Source organism: Methanolobus sp. ZRKC2 (assembly GCF_045291185.1).
Lineage (GTDB): Archaea > Halobacteriota > Methanosarcinia > Methanosarcinales > Methanosarcinaceae > Methanolobus.
In genome coordinates this window covers 2,390,096-2,407,491 of sequence record NZ_CP146980.1, presented here as the reverse complement: position 1 = coordinate 2,407,491, position 17,396 = coordinate 2,390,096, and the positions used below count along the sequence as shown (strand labels likewise).

The window sequence follows — 17,396 nt, the reverse complement described above, 5'->3', positions numbered from 1 at the left end:
GCAATTGTATATACTTAGTAATATATAATATTTTTTATTTGCATTGCCGTAAACAGACTGATTGAAATTTAAGTGAGCAATTCTTTATATAGATAGATATAAATGTCCTTCGCCTGTTCACAGAAGTTTTGAGCAGAAGTTATAATAAACAAAGGTGTTAAGTAAATAAGGTGAATGCGATGAGTGAAGAGTTCATAAAATATCATGAGGAATCCAACACTTATATTGCCGGTAAAAGATCCTATTTTGAGAGAGACATCAATATTGATGGGAACTTCATTGTCGGAGCAGGATCAGGCTTCTGGAAAAACCTCAATGTCAAAGGAACTCTGGAACTCGGAAAAGGTTCCTCTGTCAAAGGAAATATCATGGCTGATGACATCGTCATAGGTTCCAGATCAGAGATAAAGGGTGATGTAGAAGCCGCAAATGACCTGAAACTTTTCGACAGGGTAAATGTCGAGGGATCAATTACTGCCGGAAAGGTCATTTCAATACGTCCCGGGTGTACTGTAGGGTTTGTAAAGGCCAGTGAAGTGCTCGAACTCGTCGGACAGGTAAATGTAAAAGAGATAAAAGCAGGAACTAAAGTAATAGTTCGTTCCGAATAAAATTACTTCATGATTACTTTTTTTGTTGTTCTTCTGCAAGCATTTTCAGGAGATGATTACGAAGCCGATTGGCTTCCATGCTTGTCCTATCACGGGGTCTTGGGACATTAACTTTGGTAATTTCCTTGATCCTGCCGGGACGCGCTGTAAACATCACTATCTTGTCGGCAAGGAAAACCGCCTCATCGACACTGTGAGTGACAAAGAGAACTGTAAGATGCTTTTTTTGCCAGATGTTCAGTAGCTCGTGCTGCAGGGAATTGCGGGTTTGTGCATCCAGGGCTCCGAAAGGCTCGTCCATAAGAAGAACCTCAGGTTCATTTGCCAGTGCACGGGCGATGGCAACTCTTTGTTTCATTCCCCCTGATAATTCATGGGGATAACTATCCTTAAACTGGGTCAGGCCCACAAAATCGAGATACTTTTCAGCTTCCTTCAGAGCATCTTCCTTCTTAACTCCCCTCATTTGGGGACCAAAGATCACATTATCGATAACCGATTTCCATGGAAAGAGAGAATATTCCTGAAATACCATACCCCTTTTGGGTCCTGGCGATGTGATCTTCTCATCACCTACAAAAACCTCACCTTCATCCGGAGTATCAAGGCCCGAGATTATTCTCAAAAGTGTTGTCTTCCCGCATCCTGAAGGTCCGATGAAGCAGACAAACTCCTTATCTTCGATATCCAGATCGATGTTATCAAGAGCCAGAGTCTGAGAAACATCACTTTTCACGAACTTACGGGAAACTCCCTTCACGCTTACTCTGCCCATTACATCACCACTCCGGTACGCCATTTAAGGAGCCTGCCATCGATATATCCTCTGAGCAGTTTGTCAATCAGAAGCCCCAGGAACCCAAGCACAAGCATGTAAACGAGTACATAATCCATATTGTGCAGATAGTAGTGATGCCATATCTTGAAACCAAGGCCATTCCTGCTAACACCGAACATTTCGGCTGCAACAAGACACATCCAACCCACACCCATGGCAATGCGTATACCCGCAGCGATTGAGGGAAGTGCCGACGGAAGCGCTACCTGCCTTATGAGGTCACGGTCTTTGTTGCATCCGAGAACCTTTGCAGCTTCAACGTATATCTTCGGGATGTTCTTAAAGCCGGTAAAAGTATTGATTATTATGGGAAACAAAGCCCCGATGAATATAAGGAAACCGGCTCCGAAAGGATTGAGGCCTATCCATATGATAGCAAAGGGAATCCACGCAAGCGGCGGTATCGGACGCACAATTTCTATCAGGGGATCAAACACCCTTTCTACGGATTTGAACCATCCCATGATCATACCCACCGGTATACCAATAATCAGAGCGGCTACCAAACCTATAAAAAAGTGCATCAGGCTGTAGTACAGATCTACGGCCAGTACCGGAACAGGTATTTCCCCGGAAAATAAGAACATGTCCAGAGGGAAATTTGTCTGCACATTAGTTATTACAGAGTAAAATGCCAGAGATACATCTGTGAAGCTTGGAAGAAAGAACTTGTTCTGCACGCTGTAAACAGCTACTAGTTGCCATATTATGAGTGCAGAGATTATAGAAAATATCTCCACACCTTTACCTTTTAAAGTTCCAAAACGTCCCTTGACCATGATTCCTCCGGAATGTGAAGAGCAGCGCTCTATAAGACCGGTGTGTAAATGTTTTAATCAGTATTCAAAGTTGTCATCAATATGAAAAAATTATTGATCTTGAGCTTCATAGAAGCTCAGATCGAATATGTCATCTTCTTCAAGTTCAGTACTGATATAACCTAATTCATACTGTACCTGGGCATAGTCCACTGTTGAATTGACTACAAGAGATGGATCAGAAACCCAGCTACCATCCCAATCAGAAATGGACGCTTTAACTACTTCAATATCCCAGTCCTGGTCATCGGCAAATACCTGTGCAGCCTCGTCCGTGTTCTCAGAAACGTACTCTGTTGAACGTGTATGGGTTTCTACGATCTGCTGTACGACCTCAGGATTCTCACGGATAAGTTCACCACTCACAGCGACAACACAGCAGGCATGATCCTCCTGTACCTCTCCAGAGGATACAACAGATCTTCCGACACCTTCCTCCTCAATGAGAGTAGGTGCGGGATGTGGCAGGAAAACTGCATCAACCTGATTGGCTGAGATTGCTGTCATTGCATCTCCGGGACCCATTGGCACAATGGTTACATCAGCATCAGGATCAACATTATTTTCTGCAAGCCAGTTCCTCAGAAGAGTATCCTGGATAGTGCCCGGGGGGAAAGTGGCGATCTTCAGACCCTTAAGGTCCTCGGGACTCTCGTATGGAAGCTCGGTGCGCAGTACGACATCAGAACCCTGTGTCTGCACTGCCGCAACTATCTTTGCATCTAGGCCACTTGCCAGTGCAGATATAACAGGAGCTGCTCCTACATATGCAACATCGATCTCACCGGAAAGCATTGCCTGCATTTCAGGAGCACCTGTGGGGAACACTTTATCATCGATGGTCTCAATTCCCAGGGGACCGAGGTCCTCAGCCCACCATCCTTTATCTTTTGCCATCAGATAAGCTACCTGATGGGTACTTGGCTGGTAACCGAAAGTAATCTCCGTTACTGTTGTTTCTTCTGGTTCCTGCTCTGCACAGCCTGAAACGAGTACGGCTGATATCATAAAAACAATTAATATCAAGAATGTGGATGATTTTAAAAACTTTCTGCTATTCATACAATCACCTTTTTACTGGTAGATAACTAAAATTCAGACAATATATATTATATATATTGCCCTGAAAGTGGATAATATTTCCCAAAAGTATTAATAACAGACATTACATTGCCTTAATAGGACATTATGTTAGTACAAATAGGGATGCAAAAAGAATGAATGCTGCTGATAAAGTGATTGACGCTGTTTTCGAGTCTGACGAAACTTTTCGTGAAGTAATATCAAAGGTCATTAAAGAAGACCTTGGCCTTACTGCTGTTGAATTTGCAGAAAAGGCGGAGATACCCCAGAGTACACTGTACAAGGTCATGTCGGGAAAAAGAGAACCAAACATGAAAACCCTTCGCCAGATAGTCCGTACAATTAAAAAAATAGAAGGAACCGAGAAAGGAGAGTTCATAGCAGTCATCGCTGCACGTCCTGTACTGGACAATATCAGTGAGACAAAGAGGAAAATATGCGGGACACTCTGCACAATTAGGGAATATTCCGCGACATCCATGGAAGAAGCCATTATTGCAGCCGTAAGAGCCGAGAGGGATGGTGCAAAAGCACTTGTTTGTGCGCCGATAGTCAGTCCTACCGTGGAAAAAATACTGAGAATTCCCGTTGCGACAATTATGCCAAAAAACAGTCTTATTGAAGCTGTAGAGATTGTATCCAAAAAAATAAATTAAAAATTTTAAAAGGAGTTTATCGGAGATTTCCGACTAACTCCTGAAGTGCACGTATTGCTTCTTCTATCTTTGCCTGGGCAATCTCAACGGTCCATCCTCCGGCAGTGAAAAGATAACCAAGACCTCCCGCACCAATAAGCACGATTGCTCCGAGAGCATACCATACAATGCCAGATCCTTCAAACACCTCATAGGTCTTCTCCAGATCCTGAACTTTTATGACGTAGGTACCAGCTTCTTCTTCGGTGTGCTTGAACTCTACAGTCGTAGATTCATCAATACCAAGATTGATAATCTGAGAATCAACAACTGTGTTGTTTACCCTAAGGTCAACTGTATACTCACCCGCTGCTGTGCCTACATTTGTGACATCAACACTGATGGTAGCCTCATTGCCCTCTTTTACATCCAGTGGTGCTGTGCGCAGGTTTGTGAACTCGAACTTTGCTGCAAGTTCCTGAACCTCAATGTCCAGTTCCGCATCAATGTACCCGGACTTTGTTGCCTTGATCTTGTGCATACCTGCATCTGTCATCGTATGGGTTATTGTACCATCAAGGGAAGTAGAGCCAATTGATTTACCATCAAGGGTCACTTCAGCACCCTGGATAGTATCCCCACCTATTGCCTTGAGGACAAAGATAGTTGCAGAGGTACCCTCATAAACATCATCTGGTGACACCTCAATGATTAGCTTCTTTGTCTCATCATCAGGAGAGATTACTTCCAGATCTTCGCTGCCTGAAGTATAGCCGGTTTTCTCAGCTATAATCTCAAGATCGCCGACCTGATCTGCAGTATAGGTAATAATTCCTTCAGCATCAGTCTTTCCGATAGAGACGTCCTCAACTTTCACCGTTGCATCACTGATAGCTGCTCCCCGAGAAGTTACCGTGATGATTACTTCTTCATCTTCAGTAACAACAGATTTGTCAAGATCGACACTCAATGTACCTGTTGGCCCGGTTTTTTCCTCAACATAGAAGTAATATCTTAGTGTATCGGAATCTGCAACCTTGACGCTGATACTCGCATCATCATCATCTGGGTTCGTCATTATTTCGAAGTCCTTATCCCTGGACAATGAAATGGAGTCCTCATTCTTCATGATGATACTTTCACCAAGTTTTGTGATTTCCATATCACCGTAGTTATCGCCAACCTCAAGTTCAAGGTAATCATCTGACACCTGGAAAATACCTTCCACAAAGACAGCATTTGATTCCCTACCACTAAATATCTCATCGAAGTATACAGCTATTATAGGAACATCGTCAGAGTCACCAAGGTCTTTTTTGTAGATGTATGAATCTCTGCTTGAAACCACATCCTCATCGACTTCATCACCATCCTTTGTAAGGGAGATAAGTACTCGGTCACCATTCTTGTCGACCTGTTCTATTTCAAGCTCATATCCTTCCTCGAGGGTGAGGGATTGTCCAGTATATAGTGACCTTTTGCCATCGTCGTCAATAAGCACTTTGGAAAGTTGTCCGCTTGAAAGCAGGTTATAACTGTCACTGTCTCCGAAAGTATCTGAAGGATAGCCAGCAAAATACTTCTCTGCCATGAAGCCAATTACATTAAATGAGCCCCATGTACTACGTTCAAAACGAACAGGCTCTGGTTTACTAGTGTAAACAAGTTTATCATCATCGATTGTCCTACCTGAAATGGACTCTATTTCGAGAGTCTCAGTCTGGATGCCCTCATCGATATCATAGTAGAAGCCTTCAAAATTCAGAGGTGTCCATGTAAATGGAGTGTCCCCTACAACTACCGTACTACGCAGTTCATATGTACCCGGATCGGTCATATCGACGAACGGAGCAAACCTAAGATCATCGCTGTCGGCAACAATAAAACTGATCTTCCCCATAATTTCAATGGTATTACCTGCTTTCAGAGAGATAGAGTCATCGTTCTCCATCAATATTTCGGTAGAGTTTACAGATTTTACCTCCATCTTACCATCGCTGTAGTCGTCAACTTCAATGTACTCATCCGATATCTGGAAAATACCTTCCACGAAAACAGCATTTGACTCGCTACCACTGAATATCTCATCGAAATGTATAGCTATGAGCACCACGTCATCACTGTCACCAAGGTCAGTCTTATAGATGTAGTCACTTCCGCCAGAGACTACGCCACTGTCAAGTTCATCCCCATCTTTGGTGAGTGTGACAAATACCTTGTCACCATCCTTATCAACCTCAACGATATTGAGCCTGTAATCCTCCTCAAGGGTCAAATGAGCGCCGGAGTAGACAGATTTTTTGTCATCACTATCCATGAGTACTTTAGAGAGCTGTCCGCCGGACATCATACTTACGACATCTACATTGTCAATATCTGTATTTGCTGTGTATGCAGCGAAGTACTTCTCTGCCATGAAACCGACAACCTTGTACTCACCCCACTCACTGCGCTCGAATTCGGTCTTTACAGGAGCAGTTTTATAAACAAGATCGCCATCTCCGATGGATCTGGAAATACCGGTTATTGTCATGCTTTCAGAGCTTATGCCGGAATCCAGATCATAGAAGAATCCTGAGAAACTATTTGCATTCCAGGTATAGGTAGTTGACTGGCCTTCGGAGGCATCCCATATCCTGTCACCACTATAGTAGGTCTTTTGATAGACTTTTATTTCCTTGGTTTCACTGTCTGAACCATCAGAATTGATAGCAGTCAGAGTGACATTGAAAGTGCCTGCGGATGAGAAAGTGTGATTTGGATTCTGCTCTGTGGAATTGGAACTACCGTCGTCAAAATTCCACTCCCACGAGGTAGCATCACTTGAAGTATCAGTAAATGCGACATCAAGAGGAACAGATCCTTCCGTAACATTTGTTGTGAAAGAAGCAACAGGAGGAGTTGAAGAAGGAGCATTGACAGTAATAGTTTGACCAGTACTACTGGATTCACTTCCGTTTATAGCAGTCAAAACAACATCATAGGTGCCTGCACTTGTGAAGGTATGTGTAGGACTCTGAACTGTGGAATTAGGACTACCATCACCAAAATTCCATTCATAGGAAACTGCATTGGTAGAGGTGTCAGTGAAAGCTACAGACAGGGGAGCAGAGCCCGAAGTAGTGTTAGCAGTAAAACTAGCACTAACGCCTGTTGAAGCAGCGTTGACAGTAATAGTTTGACCAGTACTACTGGATTCACTTCCGTTTATAGCAGTCAAAACAACATCATAGGTGCCTGCACTTGTGAAGGTATGTGTAGGACTCTGAACTGTGGAATTAGGACTACCATCACCAAAATTCCATTCATAGGAAGCTGCATTGGTAGAGGTGTCAGTGAAAGCTACAGACAGGGGAGCAGAGCCCGAGGTAGTGTTAGCTGTAAAACTAGCACTAACGCCTGTCGGAGCAGCATTGACAGTAATAGTTTGGCCGGTACTATTGGAGTCACTTCCATTTATAGCAGTCAAAACAACATCATAGGTGCCTGCACTTGTGAAGGTATGTGTAGGACTCTGAACTGTGGAATTAGGACTACCATCACCAAAATTCCATTCATATGTGCTTGCATTAATAGAGTTGTCAGTAAAAGCTACGGACAATGGAGCGTCACCAGAAGTAGTATTAGGTGTAAAAGCAGCAGTAACATCCACCGCCAAGGCGGTGCTACTGCATAAAAACATCAATGTTAATCCAAATAGGATTAGTTTTAGGTTTTTTTTCATTTTTTAAACCTTCCTTTTTTATTAATAGAGTAATCTATCCTTGTATGAGTTTAACTTCCCAATTGTAGATAACCTTTTCGATTTATCGACAGGTCTGTGCCTTCCTTTCGCTCAATGCGAATACCAACTGTTTGTTCAACTACTTCACCTATAATACTTAAGTTACATGCAGCACGTGCTTCTTCCAGTTTATCCGGGGAAACCGTGAAAAGCAGTTCAAAGTCTCCGCCTGTGTAAAGTGCAAAGTCCGTCTGCTCATCCGGATCGGAGGTTACATAATTCCCGAGGTCCTCATGCACAGGCAGCATGGACTCATATATCCTGAACCCGACACCATTAATATCAGCAAGGTCGTGCAAAGACATTGCAAGGCCATCACTTGTGTCCATCATGCAGGTAACTGCGCCTGAGAGTGCAAGTTCCTGCCCCTCTGTGATCCTCGGATATGGCTCAAGCAATGTATTCAAAAAAGACTCCGGGATATCCAGACCCTTTTCAATCGCATGAAGTGCTGCACCTGCGGAACCCGCAAAACCTGTCACACAGACCTTATCACCGACTTTGGCACCCTTTCTTTTCAACAACCTTGATTTTTTAGTCATTCCAAGGGCTGTGCCGGTAATCGTCAGCTCGTCATGAGTATCGATGTCACCACCGACGACAGTGGTACCACATGCTTTTGCACAATCTGACATTCCCCGGGCAATTTCTTCTACAAATGAAACAGGTGTATCGGGAGACATACCAATAGCCATCAACATCCCAGTGGGACGTGCACCCATGGACGCCACATCGCTCAAATTAACTGCCGCAGACATCCAGCCTATCTGCCAGGGAGTCATCTGTAAGGGAAAATCGGTTTTCCTGTGCAGCATATCCGTAGTTACCACCAGATATTCATCTTTTGATACATCAAGCACTGCACAGTCATCATTGCCCGGACCGATGACAAGGTTGGCATTAGAACCGTTGTTGAACATTCCTGAGAGAAGACCGACAAGGGGCCTTTCACCCATTTCCGAAACTTGTGTTATTTTCATGATCAGGTTTTTCAATATTTGAGGGAGACATTGTACATTTCAAAGCTTTTTCACTTATATATTTTACAATGAATGATTGTATTAACAACGCCTTATTTATCTTTAATGATACCCTTCAACAATAGCAATATATGTAGACATTCTCAGACACAACAAAAAAACAATGCAAAAAGAGACCAGTATACTTTAAAATGTATACCGGCTCCTAATAATATCACCCTTTTATCCTTCGCCTTATCCCGATTACAATTCCTCCAAAGATTGCAAGGACGATAACTATCGGAAGGAGATATCCTGCCAGTACGATAAGCGCATTCACCGTTGAAATGAAACCTTGTACAGACTCAGAAACCGCATCCCTGATTCCCCACGACTGGCTGATAGGGCGAGGTTCTGTGACACGTATACTGATAGTTGTGAACTCTACCTTGTTGTCCAGGTACTCAAGACGGCCTGTCAGACTGTCAATCTCTCCACGAACACGTTCAAGTTCCTTTTCCACTTTCAGTACTTCATCAACTGTCGTGCTCATGTTAAGGATTTCACCAAGACGCACTTCCTGCTTTTTGAGATTTTCCAGGCGGGCACTAATATCAACATACTCTTCAGTCACATCCTGGCCACTTACACTTTTGGAATCAAGTTCTCCAAGTCCTTCCACCATCGTGAGGAACTCGGGATAATCCGACTCCGGCACCCTGACTGTAATATGCCCCTCTTTTCTGCTATTTGAATCATAGCTGAGATCATAGATCGATGAACCGGAAACATAGCCTCCAGCGTCCACGGCGGCCTTTGAGATTACTCCGACTGTAGCCACAGCATCGTCCACTTCAATAGACATTTCCACAGTAGTTATTGTCTTGCGATCTGCGGAATTTGAACCGGTGCCACCAGAATCAGCCTCATCTGCCGAATTTTCAGTATCAATGACCTTTGATACTGAATCAGACGACTGTGAACTCTGATATTCATCGACTCCCATACAGCCACTTGCAATTAAAACAAGGATTGTCAGGAAAAGTGCAGATAGAAAATATACTTTTTTCATGGGATCACGTTCTCTTAAATATAATATGAGATAGAACCCGGATATATAAAACGGTAGTTAAAGCTTCAAATTGGTTTGAAGTTATAGCAGCAGGAACCTGAATGTTGTGCAAATGACATTCGGAAGAATTCAAAAAGAGAAGATTCAAGGTTTTTCTTCTTGCTCCAATAGCCTGTTGGAAAACTGATCTGTGTTCTTCATTACCCATGATTTTCAACGTATTCAATTTCGAATATCGTTGAATATGACCACTATTTTAATTCTTCGTGTTTCTGAATCCATACGTTGACTGTATCTTTTGATTAAGTTTCCACTAAACTTTCTCATTACCTTTTTCCTTCGTCCTTATCCATACATTATCCAGAAATTCATGGGCTACAGAAGCAAGTTCAAGCATTTCATCCCTGTTGTAGGGTAGGGTATCTCTCATACTCTCAAGCATCGCATGCTCAGGGATGCCTTGCTGAATAACATAAGGTATGTCCTTTCTTCCGGTGAGCTTTAAAATTGAAGCAGCAATCTTAGAGATATCATCCGCATTGCCGATAAAATCCCTGATGGCAGTAGTTCTCAATTCCAAATCCACATCGCTTTGTATAACTGTGAGAATGGACTCAGATACCTTCTTCACAACTTCTTCAGGGTTGACCCTGATACAATCACAAGCTTCCTGTGGTTCACAAAAGCCGATAGCTTTGGTGTACATCCCGAAATTATCCAGAGGGGCCTTGACATCTACGAAAAATTTGTCAACAAGACTTTCATCTATCATCTCAGCTACTACCTTCGGATAAAAACCACAGGTGTGTACCCCGACAAGCAGGCCATTAGACTTTGCAAAGCGTGCAAGATGCATTGACGCCTTCTTTTGTATGAGAGGCTCCCCACCTGAAAGTACCATACTGCTGACAAAAGGTCTGGATTTTTTTACAGCTGCTTCGAGGACTGAGACGTCAGTCATATTGCTTTCAACCAGCAACTCATAATTCTGGCAATAAGGACACCTGAATGGACATCCTCTTAAAAAAAAGACGACTGACACATGCCCGTGCCAGTCTATGGTAGAGATCGGAACAGAACTACCGTAATTGAGCTTCATGCGATCAGATCATATCACTTGAACTGTAACGCATCCTGTCTTCAAGCTCCTGTTTCTTGGCATTGTTCCAGCCGTTCACAGCCTGCACATATCCGGTTACCCTTGAAAGCTGCTCAACATCGTTTGAACCGCAGTTCTCACAGGAGCATTTCAGGCCGGACATTATGTGGAAGTCATTGAGACAGACAGTCATATCCTTGGTGAAAGCGAAATAGCCAATCTGGGTGTTCCTTGCAATGTTCATTGCAAATTCCTTGAGTCCCTTCGCATCAGGCGCACCTTCACCCATCCAGATATGGCAGATGTTACCGCCGTCAACTATTGGGAAGAATACGTGTTCGATATTGATCCTGTCGATCAGGGATACATTGGCACCTGGTGGTACATGCGTACCATTGGTGTAATAGACCGGAAGGTCATGAGCCTTTCCGAGTTTTGCAAGGGCTGCTTCCTTGTCACCCTTGACAACCTCAAGTACGGACTCCTTGTACTCATCATGCAGCAGGTCGGATACTGCAAACCTCTGACCTGTTGTCTCTGCCGGAGTACGTGCAAGTGCTATTTCCAGACCGTGTTTCTGGCTGAGCTCATGTGCGTACATCTCCATCTCGGTCATCACCCTGATAGCGAACTTGAAAGCATCCTTTGACTCATGTATCTGGGAACCTGTGTGATACTGAACCATTTCGTTTATGCCGATTACACCGATAGTGCAGACCAGCGCATCAATATCAACAGCTATTGCACCTTTCTTGCCGGTGACCGGGTCTTTTGGCCTCTGGGTCGCAAAGGGCATCCTGTTGCTCTCTATAATGCTCTCCATCCAGCTGCGCTTTGTCTTGAACAGTTTTATACACTGATCCATGAGAACCTTCAGATCTGTAAACAGGGCACTGTCATCCCCGTTAGCTCTGTATGCAGCTCTCGGACAATTAAGGGACACGACCTGCCAGGAACCCATGGAAAAGTGTTTTCCGTCCTTGAACAGGAGCTTATCCTCAAAACTGTCATCAGCATCAGCATTGGCTGAGAACTGGTATGCACAGCACTGATAGCAGGATATACCTTCGCCTGCACCTCTGTATTCAGGTAACTGATTATCGAAATAAGGTGTACCGAACTTTGCAGCCAACTCAAAAGTCATGTCGTATAGTTCTTCGTAACTTGGCAGGTCAGGATGTGCCCTGTTGAAGAACTCATCCTCTTCCATGAAATCAGGCTCGATTGAGATTTCCGGCTTGGGGAAGTTAAATGGCTTGCCCCAGTTGTCGCCTTCTATCATTACATCCATAAGAGCCTTGAAAGCCAGGCGCACTTCGCGCTCGAACTCACCATAGGTACGCTTCTGTGTACCGTTGTCACCGTCATGGACCCTGCCCTTGAAAACTGCAGGTTTATCTCTCCAAAGCTTTGGTACACCGGGGGACAGTTGAACGGAGGAGAATACAACCTGTCCACCGCGGGCTACCATCATCTGGGTCATCTCATATACGAACATCTGCATGAGCTGCTTTATGTCATTGTAGCTCTTGCTTTCGAAGTAAGGAGCCATGAAAGTAAGGAAGTTGTAAAAGCCCTGTCCACCTGCGAAATTAGTCTGGGCACTTCCGAGTGCCTTCACAGCATGCAGTATGGCTACTTCAGCCTTCATGGCAGGACCGGCTACACTTGCCTTTGCACCTGAGCCGTCCGGCATGAGTCCATAATAAAAGAAATACCTGAGATCCCAGTCCTGACAGAATGCACGGGTACCGAGATATTCCAGGTCATGTATGTGAAGATCACCGTTAAGATGCAAATCTGCAGTTTCCGGAGGCAGCAAAAGCAAATACTGCTCCTTGGATATTTTATCTGCTTTTTTCTTGTGAGAGGTCTCAGCGTTTTCCTGCAGGTTCGCATTGTCCTTGGCCTCAAAACCACTTCCAAGGTCAATCTCGCATGCATCGTATACAGGAGTACCTACCCTTGTAGAGATATTCCTCCACTCAACATGTCCCCTCTCAAGAAGTACTATATTTACTATTTCCCTGATAAGAGGACCTGAAAGGAACTTCAGATCAAGACTTCTGATACGGCGCTCAACTTCCTTTGCAATATCCTGAGCCTCTTCCTTTTCCATACCAGGTTTTCCATGGAACCTCTCAGCAAGTTTAGTCTCTTTTATTAACTGGTTGATAATGATATTGCGGTCCCATTCAACCATATGCCCCACTGTGGTACGCACCTTGGGCATTATGGAGATCGTGTGACCATCAAGTGTCTTTTGAATAGCATTTGGTTTTGTAAGCGGTGTCATATTACTCGATACCCCGTTATTTTCTTCTGTCTGGAACCTATCCTGCTTCTGATCAGCCTGCTTAAAATCCCCTTTCCCCTCATCCATCTTATTTTTAGTAGCACAAATGTCCATCTTTCCCACCTCACCACAATAAGATCACACAAGGCTGCCCAGTGCATCCAGGTTAACATCAGGACCCTTGAAAAGGTCTTTATGAGTTAAAAACTCGTCGTTTATCTGAAGGACCGGTGCGGTCATGGTGAACACACCATTGAATTTCAATTCAGTGAGGGCTTCTGGAGTTGACATGTCGGCTGTTTCGAAAGGAATACCCTTTGATTCAAGTACCGTTTTCAGCTGTTCACATTTCGGGCATGTTTTTGTAGTATATATAATAACTTCAGCCATGTTTCTCGCGTCCCTTCTTATTTATAAAGCAATATTTATATAACTGACCTCCTGGAGAGAAACAACAATGCCAACCGCAAAAGCATATACGAGTGGCATTGTTTTTAACTTAATCTTCTTCACCGTGAGGTAAATTATACAAATGAGCTTTAGCTTAATAATGCTTTTTCAAACTCCATTTGGTAACAAAAAAACGGAAACTGATATAACAAAGGATAAATGTGATAATTATACAAAAGTATATAGATCAACACTGATAATTAACATGAATCTGTTTTGATAACTGACTTGAATACAATTGGTGTTTGACAAAAGATGTATATTATAAATTCTATTATAGCACGTAGTTCAGAACAAGAGGTGTAAAAGATAACCAAACAGCTATCATCCGGCAGCCAGTCCATAGACAAACTCCTTGAAGGAGGTTTTGAAACCGGTATCGTGACACAGATATTCGGAGAAGCTGGAAGCGGTAAAACGAACCTGTGCATGCAGCTGGCCATTGAGTGTGTCAAAAAAGGAAAAAAAGTCATATATATCGATACAGAAGCCATCTCACCCCAGAGATTCAAGCAGATAGCCGGAGAAGATGCAAAAGAAATAGCCCGGGAAATTATCATCTTCGAGCCGACCAGCTTTGAAGAACAGTATGCTGCAGTGAAAGAAATAGAGAAGCTTGCGTCAGACAGGATAGGCCTGATAGTAGTCGATTCCGCAACCGCCTTCTACAGGTTTGAACTTGACCAGGAAGAATCAAGCATAAGGTCAAGGCGGGAACTTGCAAACCAGATAGGATTCCTACATAGTATCGCACGCAAACACAAGCTCGCTGTTGTCATTACCAACCAGGTCTACAGCGATGTGGTTACAGGTACACTGAAACCCATTGGAGGGAGCGGAATAGAACACATCTCCAAGACAATCTTCCAGCTGGAAAAAACAGGAGAAGGCACCAGACGTGCCAAGCTCTGGAAACACCGCTCAATACGTGAAGGCAGCACCTGCAACTTCGAAATCACCAATGAAGGTATAAGATAACATCCTTTTTCTGTAGAAATTCCGGTTAATTGCAATTTTAACATGTAATTTCTAACTTTTACCAGGAATACAAAACATTCTGGAGAGACTATCTTCAGACCCTTGCTATAGTAATGAAGCCTGTATGACCGACCCTTGAAGTTGCCGGCCTGGTACCTCTTTCTGAAAAGGATATCTCACGCTCGGAAAATTCCATAGTCCTGACATCGTAGAAACCTGCGACATCAATTGCCTTCCTGATATCCTTTGTTTGCTCAAAAAATGGAGAATATGTAACCAGGAAACCACCAGGATTCAATACTTTCCTGACATGGGGGATGACATCCTTTGAATCCTGGGTATCCAGAGTAACTACATCAAAACTATCTTCAATGGAAGATATCTCATCGACGATATTGCCGCATCTTATTTCCACATTATCAAGCCCTGCATTCAGGACATTCTGCTTGGCAACATCCACGAAATCCTCACGCACCTCATAACTGAGGACATGTTTTGCTATAGACCCCAGATACATTGCAAGTATCCCTGAGCCGGTTCCGGCATCAAGTACAGCATCATCCTTATTGAGTCCGGTATATGCAATTACAGTGCCAATGTCCTTGGGCATCATAGGAGCACCGGTTCTTTTCGCATGATTGAAAAAATCAGGCATTCTCGGACGCTGCAACGTAAATTCCTGACCCATATGTGATGTCACACTGTCACCAGGTGACTTTTCCAGCAGAACCGAAAGATCGATTATCCCGAAATCCGTATGGAACTCATCATCGGATACTTTTACAATAAACTCCCTGACCTTACCCCTGTAGGAGGTCTTAAGCATAACCAATTCACCTGATTGCATTTAATTTACACCTTTCTGGCGTTTTCGTGATGCATACCTGCTAAGCGGAATAGTGACAATATCCCTTGGAACCGAATGCTTATTCATCACAAGATAATCCATTATCTCTTCGAACTCCTGCCTGTAGGCATCTGCAAGCGCCCTTGCATACTCGACTCCATCCCATGTCAGCACATATTCATAACTCTGCCGGAACCTTCCACCCTTTTCATAGTAACGCAGGTCTTCATCAACAATCCCCATAGCCACAAGTATCTGTATATCCTCAAAGAGCCGATCACTGTAGGGGAAACCGTATCTTTCATGGAAAGAGTAATCGAAGAAGTTTTTGAGCCTCACAGATTCCTGCAGATGCCTGACGGTTCGGTATAACCAGGTTATGTGCCTCAGCCGGGGAATAGAAGTAAAGCCGTCTTTTTCCTTTTCAAAAAGACTGTGAACTCCAAAAAAGAGTAATATTACACCCTCAACCGGAAGGTATTGATCAGTACGTATGAAATGCAGGAGTTTAGGAGACAACTCGTCCACAGTCTCCCTGAGTTTAATTGAAACTGAATCCGAGTCCATTTTCTCCGCCGTATCAGGATGAGCAAAGGCTGTCAGGGAGAGCTGTCTTGAGATTGCTCGCACAAGACCGTTGGCAAGTGCCGATTCATCGTAAAAGAAAGCATCCTCCTCCCCGATGGCTATGCGCATACTCTTCGGGACGCCGGAAGCAACGCTCAGATCTATCAGAGTATCACCAAGTTCCTCTGCCACCAGATCCTCAAGCTTCTTTGTAGCTACACCGTTACGTGCAATCGTAGACAATGTCATCCTGATAGAAGGAGAAATTGTTTTCTGGCTGAGCCTCGCAACGGGAACAAATATATTTCCGTCGCGGATGTCCGTAAGCAATCGGGAAGAACTCTCCGATGCATGCGACCTGATAAAATCCAGAAGATCGTTATCGTTGTACTGCGTAAAAAAGAGTACTACCTCTTCCCTTGCACTTTTAACACCGTATTTTTTACCAAACTCATTGAGAGCATCCTCAAGTGCATGCAACAGCATCATACGTGAAGCCTGTGTTTTCGGATTGTGTATAATTGCAGTATAGTGATGAGCCCTGGATATCAACATTGATTCGGCCGCCGTCAGGGCCATATCCTCATCATAACCCGATCCCTCAGAGCTCCCCAGAACGACATTCCCGTTCCTTATCATTAGACTGCGCACTATCTGGTCCACATCTATCATACCAAAAGAAACTCCCGTATGATAGGAATCCCTTAACAGGAAATCTATACGATCCGCATCCACGTCGTCTGAGATAATCTGAGCAAGATAAGGTTTTTCCAGGAACGAAACGTCACCCGTGGAGATCTTTGATATTTCCCTGAAAAATGTGTGCGGATCAGCATCAAATTCCTTTTCCACATACTTTGCAATGTCCCTGTCTTCAGGAAGAAGTTCGGATATTATATGTTTTGTAAAAGCTTCATGCCTGATAAAATGTAAACCATCGAAGACCGGCCGTAATGAAATATCCCTTTTAAGAACTCCTTCAACCACATGTGAGAAAGCAGGGTGTCCCACATCATGCAAAAGACCTGCAATCCTTATTTTGCGTATATCCTCTTCTTCAAGTTCAAGTGAGTGACCGATAACAGATGCCATATGCATTGTCCCGATACTGTGCTCGAAACGCGTGTGATTCGCACCCGGATAGACATTGTCCACAAGTCCCAGTTGCTGGATATTCCTCAGCCTCTGCACATGTCTGGTATTAACAAGCATCTGCTCGAACTCGTCAAGAATAACAGTCTTGTGTACCGGGTCATGAATAAGCATGGGTCTTTGCATATTAGATAATACTATCCCGGAATATATAAAGTTAAGAAAAGTATCGGAGTATTTTGTCCCGATGCGGAGCAGCTTATCGTT

Annotated in this window: 14 protein-coding genes; 3 read left to right on the top strand and 11 right to left on the bottom strand. The window is 43.7% G+C overall.

Features of this window, described 5'->3' with window-relative positions; translation table 11 throughout:
- Nucleotides 1-179: 179 nt before the first annotated feature.
- A complete protein-coding gene (locus V7O62_RS11575; protein ID WP_406656482.1) occupies nt 180-611 on the top strand; it encodes a polymer-forming cytoskeletal protein in 432 nt (143 codons plus the stop codon).
- A gap of 13 nt (nt 612-624) precedes the next feature.
- Here the strand turns inward: V7O62_RS11575 and V7O62_RS11570 are convergent, their stop codons facing one another.
- From V7O62_RS11570 to V7O62_RS11560, 3 genes are all read right to left on the bottom strand, one after another.
- The gene (locus V7O62_RS11570) at nt 625-1,386 is read right to left on the bottom strand and encodes an ABC transporter ATP-binding protein (RefSeq protein WP_406658295.1); all 762 of its coding nucleotides are present in this window, start codon (nt 1,384-1,386) and stop codon (nt 625-627) included.
- Nucleotides 1,386-2,228: an ABC transporter permease gene (locus V7O62_RS11565; protein ID WP_406656481.1), complete on the bottom strand. Its 843-nt coding sequence runs from the start codon at nt 2,226-2,228 to the stop codon at nt 1,386-1,388. The genes V7O62_RS11570 and V7O62_RS11565 overlap by 1 nt, the downstream gene beginning before the upstream one ends.
- 90 nt (nt 2,229-2,318) lie before the next feature.
- Nucleotides 2,319-3,329 carry an ABC transporter substrate-binding protein gene (locus V7O62_RS11560; protein WP_406656480.1) on the bottom strand — a complete coding sequence of 337 codons (1,011 nt, stop codon included), beginning with the start codon at nt 3,327-3,329 and terminating at the stop codon, nt 2,319-2,321.
- A 155-nt stretch (nt 3,330-3,484) separates the two neighbouring features.
- On the opposite strand from V7O62_RS11560, the gene V7O62_RS11555 reads away from it, so the two are divergent.
- The gene (locus V7O62_RS11555; protein ID WP_406656479.1) at nt 3,485-4,006 is read left to right on the top strand and encodes a helix-turn-helix domain-containing protein; all 522 of its coding nucleotides are present in this window, start codon (nt 3,485-3,487) and stop codon (nt 4,004-4,006) included.
- Between the two features lie 16 nt (nt 4,007-4,022).
- On the opposite strand, the gene V7O62_RS11550 is transcribed toward V7O62_RS11555, so the two are convergent.
- From V7O62_RS11550 to V7O62_RS11525, 6 genes are all read right to left on the bottom strand, one after another.
- Nucleotides 4,023-7,667, bottom strand: a complete 3,645-nt coding sequence (locus V7O62_RS11550; protein ID WP_406656478.1) for an S-layer protein domain-containing protein — start codon at nt 7,665-7,667, stop codon at nt 4,023-4,025.
- A 92-nt stretch (nt 7,668-7,759) separates the two neighbouring features.
- On the bottom strand, nt 7,760-8,749 hold the full coding sequence (gene thiL / locus V7O62_RS11545) for a thiamine-phosphate kinase (protein ID WP_406656477.1): 990 nt from the start codon (nt 8,747-8,749) through the stop codon (nt 7,760-7,762).
- A gap of 214 nt (nt 8,750-8,963) precedes the next feature.
- A complete protein-coding gene (locus tag V7O62_RS11540) occupies nt 8,964-9,800 on the bottom strand; it encodes a DUF4349 domain-containing protein (protein WP_406656476.1) in 837 nt (278 codons plus the stop codon).
- 313 nt (nt 9,801-10,113) lie between these two features.
- Nucleotides 10,114-10,899 carry an anaerobic ribonucleoside-triphosphate reductase activating protein gene (locus tag V7O62_RS11535; RefSeq protein ID WP_406656475.1) on the bottom strand — a complete coding sequence of 262 codons (786 nt, stop codon included), beginning with the start codon at nt 10,897-10,899 and terminating at the stop codon, nt 10,114-10,116.
- Nucleotides 10,900-10,903: 4 nt separating this feature from the next.
- The gene (gene nrdD / locus V7O62_RS11530) at nt 10,904-13,195 is read right to left on the bottom strand and encodes an anaerobic ribonucleoside-triphosphate reductase (protein ID WP_406658294.1); all 2,292 of its coding nucleotides are present in this window, start codon (nt 13,193-13,195) and stop codon (nt 10,904-10,906) included.
- A gap of 138 nt (nt 13,196-13,333) precedes the next feature.
- Complete coding sequence (locus tag V7O62_RS11525; protein ID WP_406656474.1) at nt 13,334-13,585, bottom strand: glutaredoxin family protein; 252 nt, start codon at nt 13,583-13,585, stop codon at nt 13,334-13,336.
- A gap of 369 nt (nt 13,586-13,954) precedes the next feature.
- On the opposite strand from V7O62_RS11525, the gene radB reads away from it, so the two are divergent.
- Complete coding sequence (radB, locus tag V7O62_RS11520) at nt 13,955-14,623, top strand: DNA repair and recombination protein RadB (protein WP_406658293.1); 669 nt, start codon at nt 13,955-13,957, stop codon at nt 14,621-14,623.
- Between the two features lie 94 nt (nt 14,624-14,717).
- On the opposite strand, the gene V7O62_RS11515 is transcribed toward radB, so the two are convergent.
- Complete coding sequence (locus tag V7O62_RS11515) at nt 14,718-15,470, bottom strand: tRNA (adenine-N1)-methyltransferase (RefSeq protein WP_406656473.1); 753 nt, start codon at nt 15,468-15,470, stop codon at nt 14,718-14,720.
- Nucleotides 15,471-17,315 (bottom strand): HD domain-containing protein, encoded by a 1,845-nt coding sequence (locus tag V7O62_RS11510; RefSeq protein ID WP_406656472.1) that lies wholly within the window; start codon nt 17,313-17,315, stop codon nt 15,471-15,473.
- Nucleotides 17,316-17,396: the final 81 nt, after the last annotated feature.

Coding starts and splice junctions, on each gene's coding strand:
- V7O62_RS11535 (WP_406656475.1), bottom strand. CDS start 10,899: ATGAAGCTCAATTACGGTAGTTCTGTTCCGATCTCTACCATAGACTGG.
- V7O62_RS11550 (WP_406656478.1), bottom strand. CDS start 7,667: ATGTTTTTATGCAGTAGCACCGCCTTGGCGGTGGATGTTACTGCTGCT.
- V7O62_RS11565 (WP_406656481.1), bottom strand. CDS start 2,228: ATGGTCAAGGGACGTTTTGGAACTTTAAAAGGTAAAGGTGTGGAGATA.
- V7O62_RS11525 (WP_406656474.1), bottom strand. CDS start 13,585: ATGGCTGAAGTTATTATATATACTACAAAAACATGCCCGAAATGTGAA.
- V7O62_RS11560 (WP_406656480.1), bottom strand. CDS start 3,329: ATGAATAGCAGAAAGTTTTTAAAATCATCCACATTCTTGATATTAATT.
- V7O62_RS11510 (WP_406656472.1), bottom strand. CDS start 17,315: ATGCAAAGACCCATGCTTATTCATGACCCGGTACACAAGACTGTTATT.
- V7O62_RS11570 (WP_406658295.1), bottom strand. CDS start 1,386: ATGGGCAGAGTAAGCGTGAAGGGAGTTTCCCGTAAGTTCGTGAAAAGT.
- thiL (WP_406656477.1), bottom strand. CDS start 8,749: ATGAAAATAACACAAGTTTCGGAAATGGGTGAAAGGCCCCTTGTCGGT.
- V7O62_RS11515 (WP_406656473.1), bottom strand. CDS start 15,470: ATGCAATCAGGTGAATTGGTTATGCTTAAGACCTCCTACAGGGGTAAG.
- V7O62_RS11540 (WP_406656476.1), bottom strand. CDS start 9,800: ATGAAAAAAGTATATTTTCTATCTGCACTTTTCCTGACAATCCTTGTT.
- nrdD (WP_406658294.1), bottom strand. CDS start 13,195: ATGACACCGCTTACAAAACCAAATGCTATTCAAAAGACACTTGATGGT.
- V7O62_RS11575 (WP_406656482.1), top strand. CDS start 180: ATGAGTGAAGAGTTCATAAAATATCATGAGGAATCCAACACTTATATT.
- V7O62_RS11555 (WP_406656479.1), top strand. CDS start 3,485: ATGAATGCTGCTGATAAAGTGATTGACGCTGTTTTCGAGTCTGACGAA.